Consider the following 14,899-nt stretch of genomic DNA (forward strand, 5'->3'; position numbering starts at 1 on the left):
ACGCCGTCCGGCGCGCCGTCTCCCTTGCGGATCAGGCGCGCCCTCCGGCGCATTCCTGTCCCAGGGCTCGAACCGACCCGGCCGCGAAACGGCCCTGATCGATTTCTCGCTCTGTCTCACCCAGGGCCCTTGCGGGATTAAGTCCGCCGCGAGGCGGCCCCCTGTGATCTCGGACAGGTTGGAAAGGCGTCAGGCGCGATAGCGCCCTCGGCCTCCCCGCCCGCGCGGCCGGCGAACCGGCCCCGCGGGAAACGCGTGTTCGTCAGCTCTACGCCGCCACCGGCGCGGAGGCTTCCGAGATGTCGATCTTGACGCTCGGCCCCATCGTGGAGCTGAGCGAAATCTTCTTCATGTACTGGCCCTTGGCCCCGGACGGCTTGGCCTTGAGCAGCGCCTCGAGGAGCGCGCGGACATTCTCCGCCAGCTGCGCCTCGGTGAAGCTCGCCTTGCCGATCCCGGCGTGAACGATCCCGGTCTTCTCGACGCGGAACTCGACCGCGCCGCCCTTGGCGTCCTGGACGGCCTTGGCGATGTCCATCGTCACCGTGCCGACCTTCGGGTTCGGCATCATGCCGCGCGGACCGAGGACTTTGCCGAGCCGGCCCACCAGGGGCATCATGTCCGGGGTCGCGATCACCTTGTCGAAGTTGATCTCGCCGCCCTGGACCTGCTCGACGAGGTCCTCGGCGCCGACGACTTCGGCGCCGGCCTTCTCGGCCTCCTCGGCCTTCGGGCCCTTGGCGAACACCGCCACGCGCGCCGAGCGGCCCGTGCCGTTCGGCAGCGCGCACACGCCGCGCACCATCTGGTCGGCGTGACGCGGATCGACGCCCAGATTGACGGCCAGCTCGACGGTTTCGTCGAACTTCGCCTTGGCGCGCTCCTTCACCAGCTTGACGGCCTCGTCGACGCCGTGGGCGGCTTCGCGGTCGAGGCCCTCGCGGGCGGCGGCCAGTCTCTTTCCGATCTTCGCCATCGCCCCTACTCCGTCACTTCCAGACCCATCGAACGGGCCGAGCCCTCGATGATCTTTGTCGCTGCGTCGAGATCCACGGCGTTGAGATCGGGCATCTTCGCCTCGGCGATCTCGCGGCACTGGGCGCGGCTGACCTTGCCCACGGTCTGCGAGCCGGTCTCGCCGGAGCCCTTGTCGACCTTCGCCGCCTTCTTCAGATAGAAGGACGCCGGCGGCGTCTTCGTGATGAAGGTGAACGACTTGTCCTGGTAGACCGTGATGATGGTCGGGACCGGAATCCCCTTCTCCATCCCCTCAGTCTTGGCGTTGAACGCCTTGCAGAATTCCATGATGTTCACGCCGCGCTGACCGAGCGCCGGCCCGATGGGCGGCGACGGATTGGCTGCGCCGGCGGGAACCTGCAGGTTGATGTAACCTGCGATCTTCTTCGCCATATCCCTCTTCTCCTTACGATCCGCCCGCGGGCCGATCGCCTGCTGACAGCCGCCGGAGCGGCCATGGGGCGACGCGGTAAGCGGCCCCGGAATGGACTTTCCCGGGGCCTCCCGCGTCAGTTGACGATCAGGCGTTCTTCTCCACCTGACCGTATTCGAGCTCGACCGGCGTGGGCCGACCGAAAATGTTGATCGCGACCTTGAGCACCGCGCGGTCCTCGTCGACCTCCTCGACGATGCCCGAGAAGCTCTGGAAGTGGCCGTCGATGACGCGCACCGTCTCGCCGATCTCGTAGGAGACCGTGGGGCGCGGACGCTCGGCGTCCTCCTCCATCTGGCCCATGATCGCCAGGACTTCCTTCTCCGGCACCGGCAGCGGACGCTTGCCGGAGCCGAGGAAGCCGGTGACCTTCGGCGTGTTCTTGATGAGGTGATACAGATCGTCCGTCAGGTCGGCCTTCAGCAGCACGTAGCCCGGGAAGTACTTGCGCTCGGTGTTGACCTTGCGGCCCTTGCGCACCTCGGTGACTTCCTCGGTCGGGACGAGAATCTCCTCGATCTTGTCCTCGAGCCCCTTCATCGCAGCCTCGGCGCGAATCGAATCCGCGACCTTCTTCTCGAAGTTCGAGTAGGCGTGAACGATGTACCACTTGGCCGACATCGCCGATCAGGCCCCCAGTCCGAGCAAGAGATTGATGACGAACGAGATCGCGGTGTCGGCGACAAAGAAGAACAGCGCCGCGAACGCCGCCATGACGACCACCATGATCGTCGAGATGATGGTTTCGCGCCGCGACGTCCAGGTGACCTTGCGCCCTTCCTGACGAACTTCGCCCAGGAACTTGAACGGATTGGTCGTTTTCTTCCGCGCAGGCGCCGAGGGAGCGGCGTCGGCGCCGCCCTTGCCGCTCGCGCCGGTTCGCGCCGGCTGGCGGGTTTTGCCTTGTCGCGCCATGCTTGCTTTCACGTCCTCGAGGTCCGTCGCCGGAGCTGGCAGGGGCGGAGGGGCTCGAACCCCCGACCTGCGGTTTTGGAGACCGCCGCTCTACCAGCTGAGCTACACCCCTAATAAACACGCCCGGCCGCGACCGACCGGGCCGTGCCGGATAGCACGACGCGACCGGGCGGGCCAGTCCTTGGAAGCAGGCCTTTTACTCCCCGCGCGTCGCGAGGAAAAGGGGGCGGACGAAATTTCTTCAGCGCCGCGCGAGAAAGCGCCAGGCCGCCGGCCCGCCCTCGGGCTTGAGCGCCATCGGTTCGGCCTCGACGGAGGAGAAATCCGCGCACTGGAACGCCGCCCGGATCTCGGCCATTTCGGTCTCGTCGATCGCGGCCTCGATCATCGAGCGCATGCGCCCGGCATAGGCCTCGATCGCGCCGGCCTGGTGGGAGAGCCACGCCGCGATGTCCTTGCGGTCATAACGCGCCCGGCGCTGATACAGCGTCTCCATCGCCGGAATGAGCTGGCCCGCGAAGGCCGCGCCTCCGCCCGGACCCTGCGCTTCCATGACCTGCGAGACCCGGCCCGCCGCGTCGCGCACCGCCTGTTCGGCGGCCGCCAGCCCGGAAGCGTCGGCGCGGCCGGCGTCGACGCGGAACGCCGTGTCGATCAGGGTCTCCACGCGGGCGACGAGCTCCGCATCCTGCAGCGCGTCAAGCACCGCGAGATTGCCGGCGCACTCCCGGGCGATCGCGCCGTCGGCCAGGTGCGCGACGAACGCCGCCGCGCCGCCCGGCGCGACAAGGTCCGTCGCGGCGCGCAGCGCGTCGAGCCCGGCGTACTCGATCCCGAACTGGCTCACGACCAGGTCGAAAGCGCCGGCGACGTAGGGCGCTCGCCCGGCGTCGGCGACAACGTATCCGACGCCGGGACCGGGGAAGCTTCGCGCGGCCTGCGCGAGCGCATCTTGTGAAATGTCCGAGCAGATCACCGCGGTCGCGCAGCCGGTCTCGCTGGCCGCCGCCACGGCCTCGCGGGCAGCGACGCCCGCCCCGCTCGCCAGGTCGACGACGCGCGCCGCGTCGCGCCGGCCGAATTCGTCGAGGAAGAAGTCCCGCCAATATCGTGCAAGCGCGCCGCCGGGCTCGGCGCCGGTGATGGCCTGCGCGTCCGCGCCGGCGTCGCGCCAGTAATCGGACCAGGACTTCTCGTAACTTTCGGCCATCCCGCGATCCGTCCGCGCCGCCTCCCCGGACGGCGGACTATACCGGGACGATCCCGCGGGGCCACCGCCCCAAAAAGAAAATGGCGGGCCCGAAGGCCCGCCATTCCCAGTTTCGCCCTTGGGCGTGCTGCTTAGAAGCGCAGCGACGCGCCGAGGAACAGACGACGACCGAACGGATCGTACGTCGCCGGCCAGGTGTTGGCCTGCTCGCTCGCCGTCGAGCCGAGCACCGGCGGATCTTCGTCCGCGACGTTCTGGATGCCGAGCGTGACACGCGCGTTGTCGTTCACGTCGTAACCCAGGGTCACGTCGAAGTAGTTGGTGCCCTCGATGTCGTCGGAGAGGTCGCTGACCTGCGGAAGCGTGGTCGCGTCCGCCGTGACCTCGCCGATGTGACGCCAGCGAATGCTGGTCGTCAGACGGCCGAAGTACCAGCTGGCCTGGGCCAGGTGCTTGTACTCAGGCGTCGGCTCGCCGCAGACCTGACCGTAGGTGCCTTCGCAGGCGACCACGCCGGCGGCCGGCGAGGTCTCGAAGCTGTTCTCGGTCGTGAAGGTCGCGTAGTAGTTCAGCCCGAACGAACCGAGATCCGGCGACAGGCCGATCTGCTCGGCGTCCCAGAGATAGTCGACGCGAAGGTCGACGCCCTCGGCGGTCAGGTTCGCCACGTTCGCGGCCGACAGGTTCGGCGTGAACGGGTTGATGATCGCGCCCGAGCTCGGGTCACGCGCGCCGTTGAAGATGTCGCACGCTTCCTGGATATCGAGACGATAGCACTCGTTGAGACGGTTCTGCAGGCTCACCGTCGCAATCGCGTCCTCGATCTCGATATTGTAGTAGTCGAGCTGGACCGTCAGACCGTCGACCTGAGCCGGCTGCCACACCGCACCGATGGTGAAGGTGTCGGCCGTCTCCTCGGTCAGGTCCGGGTTGCCGCCGAACAGCGCCTCGATCTGGCCGTTGCCCTGGAACGCAGCGCCGACCTGGCCGGCGGGAACGCCGGTGTCGATGCAGTTCTGGACAATGACGCCGGAGTCGAAGCCGCCGAACGTACCGCCGGAGCACGGGTCAGACGCGCCCGGGAAGCCGTTCGTCAGCGGGGCGAACAGGTCGCCCACGTTCGGAGCACGCACAGCGCGGTTGTAGTTGCCGCGGATGCGCAGGCCCTCGACGGGCTCCCAGCCAAGACCGGCCGCGTAGGACTGCGTGTCGCCGACCGAGGAATAGTCGGAGATACGGAACGCGCCCGTGAAGTTCAGGCTCTCGACACCCGGCTGTCCCGTGACGAGCGGAACGTCCACCTCGCCGAAGAACTCATAGACGTCGAAGCCTCCCTGGATCGGCAGCGACTGGTTGAAGCCGCGGACATCCGGGCCCAGCACGGAGTCGGGCTTGATGTTCGCGGTGGCTTCCCGGTACTCGAAGCCGGCCACGACCGCCGGCGCCGCATCGGCGTACGGCGAGGCGAAGTCGGACAGCGAACCGTTGACCGTCGCAACGAACTGGCTCTGCTCGATCACGTCGATCTGCGACGCGTCACGCTGGATGAACGTGGCGGCCTCATCAGACAGCGTGGTTTCGCCGTAGATGTTGGCGGCCGGAACGCCCGCGCACTGGCTGAGCGTGCTGGCCGTCGGGCCACCGTCGCAGAGCACCGCCAGCTGCAGGGCAGACGTGGAGATGTTGCCGTTCAGGGCCTGAGCGACCGACGAACGCGAGAAGTTGTAGAAGACGTCGTACGACCAGTCTTCGTTCAGCTCGCCGCGCATGCCGAACACACCCTGGAAGGTGTTCGTGTCACGCAGATAGGCGCGATCGTCCAGCTCCAGCATACGACGCAGGAAGAGCAGGTCGGACGTGCCGTCGCCGTTGTCGCCGCCGGCCACGATGTCGGTCAGCAGGTCGCCCGGGATCAGCGGGTTGTCGTTGTGGACGGTGATCCCGATCACGCCGGTCGGCGTGTTGGCGAGCTTCGACTCGACGACGTTGTTGGAGAACATCATCCGGCCGTACAGCTCGAAGTGCCGGTTGATCTCGTAATTGCCGAACGCCGAGATCGCGTGCCGCTCCTGCGGGAGCTGCAGGAAGTTCGGCGGGGCGTAGTTGTACAGATCGCCCGGGACGTCGAAGTCCTTCACATCGCCGGTCTCGGTGATGTGACGGTCGTAGCAGCAGAAGCCCGGTCCGAGCCAGCGGCCGCCGACGGCGTTCGACGAACCGCCTTCGATGAAGCCGTCGGCCGCGTTGCCGGGGCCCGGATCGAAGAAGGTCAGGCTCGAGAAGTCGCGATCGCCCTGCAGCACCTGCTCACGATGCGTGTAGCCGGCGTGGATGACGACATTGCCGCGACCGTTGTCGAAGTTGCCGCCCATGACCGCCGAGATATCGGTGATCTGAGCGTCGCCTTCCTCGGTCGAGAACTCGTGCGAGGCGTTCAGCTCGACGCCTTCGAAGTCGTCCTTCAGGATGAAGTTCACAACGCCCGCGACAGCGTCCGAACCGTAAACGGCCGAGGCGCCGCCGGTCACGACGTCGATGTTCTCGACGAGCGCGGCGGGGATGTTGTTGAGGTCGACCACGTTGGCGGCGCCGGAACCGACGAAGCGGGTGCCGTCGACGAGGACCAGCGTCCGCGTCGTGCCGAGACCGCGCAGGCTCGCCGTGGCGGTGCCGTTACCCGGGTTGTTCGACGTCGCGTCGAAGGCCGGAACCAGCTGCGGCAGCGAGTTCAGGATGTCTTCGGTGTTGACGACGTTGTTCAGCTCCATGAGCTCCTCGGACACGTTCGTGACCGGGCTCGGAGCAATCGTGTCAGTCCGGATGATGCGCGAACCAGTAACCTGGATCACGTCACCTTCGTCAGCTGCCTCTTCCTGGGCCGACGCCATGGCCGGAAGCGCCGCGAAGGCGGCCCCGGTCAGCATCGAGGAGCACAGCAGCTGAGTGGTCAGTGCTCTCTTCTTGGACATGTTTTTCTCCCCGCTAATCAACAATAACAACTCCCGACACCCGGATATCGCCCGGACAGGAGGAGTCGGTTCGACGATGACCCCGTTTGCGGATTCGGGACATCTGGCCGGCACGGTATTTCCGCCACGATGGCGGGGTCAACCAAACCGCCCTTTGAATCAGGCGAATGCGGAGCGACGTGACAAAAACATCACATGGTTAGCGGTCACGCGGGCAACAGGTCGAACGGCGCGGTCACGCGAACCGCGTCGGACTCGAACGGCTCGACGCCGTGCCACATGTAGGAGGGGAAGAAGATCGCCGATCCGGGCTCGGGCCGGATCCATTTCTCGGCCGGCAGATCGAGCCCCTGCACGCCCGATTCGCCCAGGCGCAGCCAGCCCGCCCGGCTGTGCTCGCCGATCTCGGGCGGCACCTGGACGTAATAGCTCGCGCTGATCCACCCGGCGGGGTGGTAGTGATTGACGTGACCGCCGCCGGAAAACAGCCGCACCGACCACGCTCCGGTCAGCTTGAGGTCGGCCGACTTGCGCATCAGGAAGGGATGGTCGGGATCGTCCGGCAGGGCCGCCACGTAACGCCGCGCAGCGTCCATCAGCGACTGGCGCAGCGCGTCGATGGCCGGCCGGCGGAAATTCCAGAGACGGCCGCCGCTCTGTGTCCCGCCGAACAGGGTCTGATCCAGCGGCTGGGCGGAGGTGGCGTGCAGCTCCTCGATGGTCGCGGCCAGGTCGGCGTTGAACGCCTCGATCGAGTCATAGCCAGCCGGCGTGTCGATGAAGAGCTTCGCCGCGAAGCGCTCGTAATCGCAGAAGAATCGGTAGCGCGGGTCGTCCAGCGCCCGCCACGCCAGGGTCTTGAGCGCGACGTGGCGCTGCAGATGCTCGAGCGGCGCGTCGCCCTCCAGCGCGGCGGCGGCCTCTTGGAACGCGCCGCTGGCGAGCAGCGCCTCGACCATCTCGTGGCGGATGTGGAAATCCTCCGGCGCCAGCGCGTGCGCGCGCCGGAGATCGTCGAGACCGCCGGGCCGATCGCCCGCCAGCCGGCGGATCTCGCCGCGCAGCGCGAGCCCATCGGGGTCGTCGGGCGCAGTCTTCAGCGCGTCCTCCGCGGCCTTGAGCGCGGTCTCGCTGCGCCCCGCACGCAGCGCCAGGCGCGCTTTCGCCTTGCACAGCCCGGGCTCCGGCGAACGCGTGAGAACGGCGTCGATCGTCGAAAGAAAGCCCGCCGATTCGCCGGCCTCCCAGAGCATCGAGGCGTAATCGCTGTGAATGTCCGCGCGCGTCGGCGCGCGCTTCAGCGCCTCGGTGAAGGCGGCCTTCGCGTCCTGAATGCGCCCCAGCGTGCGCAGGGTGTTCGCCTTCTGGTGCCAAGACTCCGCCTGCGCGGGCGCGGCGCGGCACGCCGCATCCAGGTCGGCGAGCGAGTCGTCGAGACGGCCGAGCCGGCGCAGCAGCGCGCCCCGGTTGGTGAGCGCGGAGACGAGGCCGGGCCTGGCCTCGAGCGCGCGACCATAGGCGGCGAGCGCATCGTCGTCCCGGCCATCGGCGGCGGCGACGAGCCCCAGCGTGTTCAGCGCGCCGGCGTGCGCCGGCGCCCGAGCCAGCACGGAGTCCGCCGCCGCGCGGGCCGCTTCATGCTTGCCGAGCGCGAACCGGACCGAGGCCAGCGCGGCGAGCGCGTCCACATGCTCCGGGGCTTTGGCGACGGCGTCGGCGTAAGCCTGCTCGGCCTCCTCAAACCGCCCCGCGCGGCGCAGCATGTTGCCGAGGTTCGTGAGGATCACATGGGGCTGGGCGTGCCCGTCGGCCGCCTTGCGGAAATCGGCGGCGGATTCCTCGACCCGCCCGAGACGCCCCAGCGCCATGGCGCGCAGGTGCCGCGCCTCCACCTCGCCCGGCCGCTCGCGCAGGATCGTCTCGCAGAGCCGCCGCGCCGCGTCGGGGTCGCCCGCCTGGAACAGGCGCGCGGCCTCGTTGAGCGCCGCCATCGCGTCCGCAGTCGCCATCAGAACACTTCCCGCAGCGTGCGCATCGCCCGGGCGCCCGGCGCCAGGATCGCCGCCGGCGGCGCCGGCGCGTCGAGCCAGGCGCCCGTCTCGAGATCGATGTTCCGCTCGCGAAGCGCCTCGATCAATTCCCCGAGCTGCTCGCGATAGGGCCCCGTGCTCGACTTGTGCTCCGGCGACGGCGGCTTGCGGACCTGGGAAGCTGAGAACGTCATCACCGGACGTTCGACCTTGTAGTACTCGAGGCACTGGGGCTCGAAGCCGAGCCCGGCCGCGTCGAGCACGCCGCGCAGCATCGGCTCGAAGTCGTCGACGAGATCCTCGTACTGGATGAAGCTCACCCGCCCGGGCATCGCCGCGTCCCAGTGCGCCGTCATCCGCGCGTACTGGCCGTAATAGTGCGCGATGTGATCGAGCCGGTCGGCGAACGGCCATTGCTGCGAGAAATTGCGGCGGTAGATCGAGAAGCCGGTCTCCACGGGATCGCGACGGATGTGCAGGATCGGGGCGTCGGGAAACAGCGCCGCGATCAGCCCCGCGCTCTCGAAGTTGGAGGGCTGCTTGTCGGTCACGAAGCGGGCGTCGCCCACCCCGAACCGCTCGTACTGGCGGAAATAGAGATCGCGCCAGCGCTCCGCCTCCGCCTCGGGAATCGCCCCGCCCGTCCAGCCGGTCCGCTCCGCCCAGTCCAGCACCTGGTCGAGGATGTAGGGCAGGTTCGGCAGCTCGCCGCCGGGCGCGACCTGGCTGTGGGCCGAGATCGCCGCCTCCAGCAGGGTCGTTCCGGACCGCGGCATGCCGACGATGAAGATCGGCGTCGGACGCGCGGAATCCGGCGCCGCCGAACGCGGGGCGGGCGCCGGGAACAGGCGTTCGATTGTCGCCCGGCGCACCTCCTGCGCGGCGGGGTCGTAGCCCGGACGCGTCGGCGAGACGAGCGACGCCTTGAGCGCATTGGCCTGTCGCCACGCATCGAACGCCGCCGCCGGCTCCCCGCGCCGCCGCCGGGCGTCGCCGAGCGCGAACAAGCCGATTGCGCGCTTGTCCGCGGCGATGCGCTCGTCGGCGACGAGGCCCTCCAGGTGCGTCAGCTCGTCATCCGTCAGCCGGCCGCCCGAAACCTCGCCCAGCTGGCCCATCGCCTCCAGATGGCCGGAGTCGATCGCCAGCGTGCGCCGGCACATCTCCGCGGCCGCATCGAGATCGCCCAGGAATGTAAGCAGCCGCGCCTTGCCGAACGCCGCCTCCGCGCATTCGGGGTCCAGCTCGAGCGCGCGGTCGAAACACGCCCGCGCCTCCTCCATGTCGCGCGCGCCGAGGCGCAGCCGGCCGAGCGCGGCGTGGTGCTCCGCATTGTCCGGCTCGACCGCGAGCACCTCGCCGAAGATTCGCGAGGCCTTGTCGTAATAGCCCAGCTGGCCCAGCGCATACGCCAGCGCGCCGCGGGCCTCGGTGGAGCCCGGCTCCTGGGCGAGCCAGGCCTCGGCGCGATCGGCCATGGCCCGCCAATCCGAGGCGTGCAGCAGGAGCTCCACGCGAATCCGCAAGCTGTCGGGCGTCTCGGGCGCCTGGCGTTCGTACAGATCCAGCGCCGCCGCCGCGCCGGCACGGTCGCCAACCTCGAGCTTCGCGCCGGCGAGCCTGAGCGCGACGCCGGGATGGTCGGGATTGAGCCGGGCGGCGCGCTCGAGCGCGGTCGCGGCTTCATCGAACCGCCCCGCCCTTCCGGCGAGATCGCCGCGCCGCCCCCACGTCTCGAACCGGTCGGGGCCGAGCTCGCTCGCGCGTTCGGCCGCCGCCAGCGCCGCGCCCACGCCCTCGGCCTGCTCGAGGACGACGGACTCGTGGAGCGCCACCATCGGATCGGCGGGGTCGAGGCTGCGCGCCTGTTCGATCGGGCCGCGCGCCGCCGCCGCGTCGCCCTGTTCGGCCAGACACGCCGCGAGCAGGCTCAGGGCGCGCGCGCGCTCGGGCTCCGCCTCGAGGACCCGGCGGCACAGCGCCGCCGCCCCGTCGAGATCACCCTGCAGACGCAGCGCGTTCGCCTGCTCCAGGACGGCTTCACTGCTCGTCGACACGTGTCCGGCCCCTCGTCAACAATGCTTCAAACTAACCGACGCCGCGCTCATCCGCGATACGGCGGATCATCGCGGAACCAACCGGTGATCTGGTAGCGCCCGGCGCCGGCGAACGGCGAGACCGGGCTCACCGCATGCAGCATGCATCCGTCGAAAATCGACAGGACGTTGAACCGCGGGAGCAGCGCCCGGCTGGCGTCGAGATCGTCGTTCAGGAGCATCAGCATGCCGCCCCAGTCCGGCTGCCACTGCCGGGTGAAGCCGAACGTGTAGGCGGCGCGGCGCTCCTTGTCGTGGCCTTCGTCGACATGCCGGGTCAGGAAATTGCCCCGCGTATAGAGGGTCGCCTGAGCGTCGGCCTTGGTGACCTTGTCGACGCCGATGACCTGGCGGCCGAACTCGAGGAAGTCCTCCGAATTGAGGAATTCGGTCAGGGTGTGGATCGGATGGCCCTCGTCCCAACCGCCCGTATACGCCTCGATCATCGGATAGGCGTTGTAGAGATAGCCGTAATTGTCGCGGGCGCGCTCCATGACCCCCTGCATCCGCCGCGCCATCTCCTCGCGCCCCATCGCGGCGATGTCGCTGCGGGTCAGGCGGGCCACCGTCTCGCGCTCGCCCGGGTTCGGCGAGGGTTCGGGAAACACCAGCCGCCACTCGATCGAGCGCTCGAGCAGATCGGCGACCGCGTTCGCGCACTCGGGCTCCAGAACGTCGGGAATCCGCACGAGCTTGTCGCGCGCATAGGCGTCGGCGTACGGAGCGGGATCGAGCTCGGGATTGAGCCTCAGATCGATTTCACGCGTCATCGGCGGCCTCGTGGGTGCACTGTTTCGCCGGCATCGATAGCCGCCGCCTCGACCGCTTGTCGAGCAGCCCGCGCAATCGCGCGGCCCGCGCCCACGAAAAAGCCGCCCCTCCTTGCGGAGAGGCGGCCTTGTCGAAACGCCCTTGAGGCGCGCGCCTACTCGATGATTTTCGAGACGACGCCGGCGCCGACGGTGCGTCCGCCCTCGCGGATGGCGAAGCGGAGCTTCTCCTCCATCGCGATCGGCGTGATCAGCTCGACCTCCAGCTCCACATTGTCGCCGGGCATCACCATCTCGGTGCCCGACTTCAGCGTGACCACGCCGGTCACGTCGGTGGTGCGGAAGTAGAATTGCGGCCGGTAGTTGGTGAAGAACGGCGTGTGACGGCCGCCCTCCTCCTTGGTCAGGATATAGGCCTCGCACTCGAACTTCTTGTGCGGCGTGATCGAGCCCGGCTTGGCCAGAACCTGGCCGCGCTCCACGCCGTCGCGCTCGACGCCGCGAAGCAGAACGCCGACATTGTCGCCCGCCTCGCCCTGGTCGAGCAGCTTGCGGAACATCTCCACGCCCGTGCACGTCGTCTTGACCGTGTCGCGGATGCCCACGATCTCGATCTCGTCGCCGACCTTCACCACGCCGCGCTCGACCCGGCCGGTCACCACCGTGCCCCGGCCCGAGATCGAGAACACGTCCTCGATCGGCATCAGGAAGTCCTGGTCCTTCGGACGCTCAGGTGTCGGGATGTAGTCGTCGACCGCCGCCATCAGCTCCTTGATCTTCTCCTCGCCGATCTCGGGATCGCGTCCCTCCATCGCCGCAAGCGCCGAGCCCGCGACGATCGGAATGTCGTCGCCCGGGAAGTCGTACGAGGACAGAAGCTCGCGCACCTCCATCTCGACGAGCTCGAGAAGCTCGGGATCGTCGACCTGGTCGACCTTGTTCAGAAACACGACCAGCGCGGGCACGCCCACCTGGCGGGCCAGCAGGATATGCTCGCGCGTCTGCGGCATCGGACCGTCGGCGGCCGAAACCACCAGGATCGCCCCGTCCATCTGGGCCGCCCCGGTGATCATGTTCTTCACGTAGTCGGCGTGGCCCGGGCAGTCGACGTGGGCGTAGTGACGGTTCTCCGTCTCGTACTCCACGTGCGCCGTCGAGATCGTGATCCCGCGCGCCTTCTCCTCCGGCGCGCCGTCGATCTGCTCATAGGCGCGGAAATCGCCGAAATACTTCGTGATCGCAGCCGTCAGCGTCGTCTTGCCATGGTCGACATGACCCACCGTGCCGATGTTCGCGTGCGGCTTCGTACGCTCAAACTTTTCCTTGGACATGGCCTTCGATCCTCGTGATGAGAAGGAACCCGCGAGAAGGACCGGACCAAGCCCGGATCGACTGATCAGGGAAGGACCGCATCACACCGCGAAAAACTGAGGGCGCGGCATAGCGTCCGCGCCCGCGCTTGGCAAGGGCGAACCCGCCGCCTCGCCCCCGGCGCCGGCCGTTCCCGTTTCCCGCGGCCCGGACCTTGACCTTGTGGCGCATCGATGCTTTGTTTTTCAAAGTACTTGTTTCATCGCCTCACACATGAAGGACGGCTCCCATGGACGCGCCCACTCTCGACGCCGAGCGTCGCCGGCTGATGCAGGCCAACAAGGCCGGTCTGCCCATGCCCGTGGCGGGCCTGCTCGTCTGGGCCGGCCTGGCGTTGGCCGGCCGCATCCTCGCCTATGAACAATGGATGATGCTCAGCTGCGCCAGCCTGGGGCTGATCTTCCCCCTCGCCGTGGCGCTCCAGCGCCCGCTGCGCGCGCCGTTCATGAAGACGCGCTCGCCGCTCAACGGCGCGCTCGTCCCCGCAGTCATCAGCGCCAATCTCCACTGGCCGGTGACAGCCGCGCTGGTCAGCCAGGCGCCCGACCTGTTTCCGCTGGCGCTCGGCCTGTCGACGGCGCCCATCTGGGCGATCGTCGGCTGGATGTATCAGAGCCGCGTGGGCGTCGCGCACATCGCGCTGCGCACGCTCGGCGTGTGCGCGATCGTCATCGCCCTCCCCGATCCGCAATCCGAAGCCGTCGCCGTCCCCGCCTTCGTGGCCGCGGTTTATGCGTTCAGCGCGATCGGGTTCTCCCTCGAGCTTGCGCTCCGGGGCCGCGGCCAACCCGAGCCCGCCTGACGCGCGCGGGTCCGCTCTCAGGCCGCCGTCGCCGGGCTCGTCGCCGCCGGGCGGGTCCACCCGAACCAGACCGCAACGGCGCCGATCAGCAGCCCGGCGGCGATGATCGCGGCTGTGGGCAGCCCGGCGTATGCCTGCAGAAGCCCGCGCCAGGCCTCAACGCCGGCGGCCGCCTCGAAAGCGACGCTCTGCAGCGCCGCGACCGCAGCGACGATCAGGAAGGGCCGCCCCGCCGGCCGGCTCCGGGAATAGAGGATCAACGCGACGATCACCGTCAGGGCCTGCGTGATGTGCGTCGAATAGACGAAGCGCGGGAACTCCTCGACCCCAGTGATCGTCAGGCCGGGAACGTAGCGCGAGCACAGGCGCGCGAAGATCGGCCCGAGCAGCAGAAGCGGCGTCGCCAGCATGTAGCGGGCATGCAGATCGACGTCGGCCCGGTGGCGCAGCGCCCCCGCCGTCAGCCAGGCGAAGGCGGCGAGCGCGAGCACGTCGATCGCGCTGAGCCGGATCCCGTACGCAGCGGCGAAGGGGTCGCCGGGGCGCATCTGGAAGGACTCGATGACCATCATCCCGCCGGCGATGAAGGCGGGGATCAGCAGGAAGCTAAGCTTGCCGGTCAGGCGGTGGAGCCGTGCATGCCTGTTGTGGATCGACCAGGCCTGCCAGGCGACGAGCCCCATCCACAGCGTCGCGGTGATGCCGTGGACGTGAAACGCCGTCGGCGCCTCTCCGAGCACCGAGAAATAGCTCGGCCAGAACGCCCAGACGGCGAAGCCGATCAGCCCCAGCACGTAGAGATAAGCGCGCGGATACGGCATCGTCGGCTCCCCGGCCACGAGCTTCGCGTATATTCCATACTACACGAGAATCCCGGCCGGGACGAATGCGTCGCGCGGCGCGATCAGGCCTTGCGGCGCGCTGGAGCGGGCGATCGGAATCGAACCGACATATTCAGCTTGGAAGGCTGACGTTCTACCATTGAACTACGCCCGCTCTGCGCCGCCGTTCTTGGCGTCATTCCGCGCGGGATGCAAGAGCGCTGAGCCGGAACGTCCGCGTCTCGCGGCTCCGGCGAGACAGCCTTCGCTCGCAGCCGCTGGCGGGCTTGCCTGGCCGAACCCCGGACCGGATCCGGGGGAAGGCTGGTGGAGGGGGTTGGATTCGAACCAACGTAGCCGTAAGGCGCCAGATTTACAGTCTGGTGGATTTAACCACTCTCCCACCCCTCCAAGGGCGCCTCCCGAAAAAAACCGCCCCGCCGAACGATGTTGCGCTGCTGCGCG

The 14,899-nt window shown here is 68.6% G+C and carries 12 protein-coding genes and 3 tRNA genes; 1 reads left to right on the plus strand and 14 read right to left on the minus strand.

Translation table 11 applies throughout. The features are described 5' to 3' along the window. Positions 1 to 268: 268 nt before the first annotated feature. The 11 genes from rplA to tuf all read right to left on the minus strand — a co-directional run bounded on the left by rplA (position 269) and on the right by tuf (position 12,771). The gene (gene rplA, locus DDZ18_RS12405; RefSeq protein WP_109253720.1) at positions 269 to 976 is read right to left on the minus strand and encodes a 50S ribosomal protein L1; all 708 of its coding nucleotides are present in this window, start codon (positions 974 to 976) and stop codon (positions 269 to 271) included. Between the two features lie 5 nt (positions 977 to 981). Beyond that, positions 982 to 1,410: a 50S ribosomal protein L11 gene (rplK, locus tag DDZ18_RS12410; RefSeq protein WP_109253721.1), complete on the minus strand. Its 429-nt coding sequence runs from the start codon at positions 1,408 to 1,410 to the stop codon at positions 982 to 984. Between the two features lie 127 nt (positions 1,411 to 1,537). Beyond that, positions 1,538 to 2,071 (minus strand): transcription termination/antitermination protein NusG, encoded by a 534-nt coding sequence (gene nusG, locus DDZ18_RS12415; protein ID WP_109253722.1) that lies wholly within the window; start codon positions 2,069 to 2,071, stop codon positions 1,538 to 1,540. 6 nt (positions 2,072 to 2,077) lie between these two features. Next, positions 2,078 to 2,377 carry a preprotein translocase subunit SecE gene (secE, locus tag DDZ18_RS12420; RefSeq protein ID WP_233245835.1) on the minus strand — a complete coding sequence of 100 codons (300 nt, stop codon included), beginning with the start codon at positions 2,375 to 2,377 and terminating at the stop codon, positions 2,078 to 2,080. A gap of 24 nt (positions 2,378 to 2,401) precedes the next feature. Next, positions 2,402 to 2,477, minus strand: a tRNA-Trp gene (locus DDZ18_RS12425). Between the two features lie 129 nt (positions 2,478 to 2,606). Further along, positions 2,607 to 3,575 (minus strand): class I SAM-dependent methyltransferase, encoded by a 969-nt coding sequence (locus tag DDZ18_RS12430; protein WP_109253724.1) that lies wholly within the window; start codon positions 3,573 to 3,575, stop codon positions 2,607 to 2,609. A 131-nt stretch (positions 3,576 to 3,706) separates the two neighbouring features. Then, complete coding sequence (locus tag DDZ18_RS12435; RefSeq protein WP_109253725.1) at positions 3,707 to 6,544, minus strand: TonB-dependent receptor domain-containing protein; 2,838 nt, start codon at positions 6,542 to 6,544, stop codon at positions 3,707 to 3,709. 206 nt (positions 6,545 to 6,750) lie between these two features. Then, the gene (locus DDZ18_RS12440) at positions 6,751 to 8,553 is read right to left on the minus strand and encodes a tetratricopeptide repeat protein (RefSeq protein WP_109253726.1); all 1,803 of its coding nucleotides are present in this window, start codon (positions 8,551 to 8,553) and stop codon (positions 6,751 to 6,753) included. Then, a complete protein-coding gene (locus DDZ18_RS12445) occupies positions 8,553 to 10,631 on the minus strand; it encodes a tetratricopeptide repeat-containing sulfotransferase family protein (protein ID WP_109253727.1) in 2,079 nt (692 codons plus the stop codon). Before DDZ18_RS12445 ends, DDZ18_RS12440 begins: the two co-directional genes overlap by 1 nt. Before the next feature lie 47 nt (positions 10,632 to 10,678). Further along, positions 10,679 to 11,440, minus strand: coding sequence for a 2OG-Fe(II) oxygenase (locus tag DDZ18_RS12450; protein WP_109253728.1), 762 nt, complete (start codon positions 11,438 to 11,440; stop codon positions 10,679 to 10,681). 155 nt (positions 11,441 to 11,595) lie between these two features. Then, a complete protein-coding gene (gene tuf, locus DDZ18_RS12455) occupies positions 11,596 to 12,771 on the minus strand; it encodes an elongation factor Tu (RefSeq protein ID WP_109253712.1) in 1,176 nt (391 codons plus the stop codon). A gap of 269 nt (positions 12,772 to 13,040) precedes the next feature. Between tuf and DDZ18_RS12460 the strand changes: the two genes are divergently transcribed. After that, complete coding sequence (locus DDZ18_RS12460) at positions 13,041 to 13,613, plus strand: DUF7010 family protein (protein WP_109253729.1); 573 nt, start codon at positions 13,041 to 13,043, stop codon at positions 13,611 to 13,613. A 17-nt stretch (positions 13,614 to 13,630) separates the two neighbouring features. On the opposite strand, the gene DDZ18_RS12465 is transcribed toward DDZ18_RS12460, so the two are convergent. The 3 genes from DDZ18_RS12465 to DDZ18_RS12475 form a co-directional block, all read right to left on the minus strand. Beyond that, positions 13,631 to 14,434 (minus strand): hypothetical protein, encoded by an 804-nt coding sequence (locus DDZ18_RS12465; protein WP_109253730.1) that lies wholly within the window; start codon positions 14,432 to 14,434, stop codon positions 13,631 to 13,633. A gap of 101 nt (positions 14,435 to 14,535) precedes the next feature. After that, positions 14,536 to 14,609 (minus strand) — tRNA-Gly (locus DDZ18_RS12470). Positions 14,610 to 14,759: 150 nt separating this feature from the next. Beyond that, positions 14,760 to 14,845, minus strand: a tRNA-Tyr gene (locus tag DDZ18_RS12475). Between the last annotated feature and the right edge of the window lie 54 nt (positions 14,846 to 14,899).

The sequence above is a fragment of the Marinicauda salina genome, assembly GCF_003122085.1.
Classification (GTDB): Bacteria; Pseudomonadota; Alphaproteobacteria; order Caulobacterales; family Maricaulaceae; genus Maricicauda_A; species Maricicauda_A salina.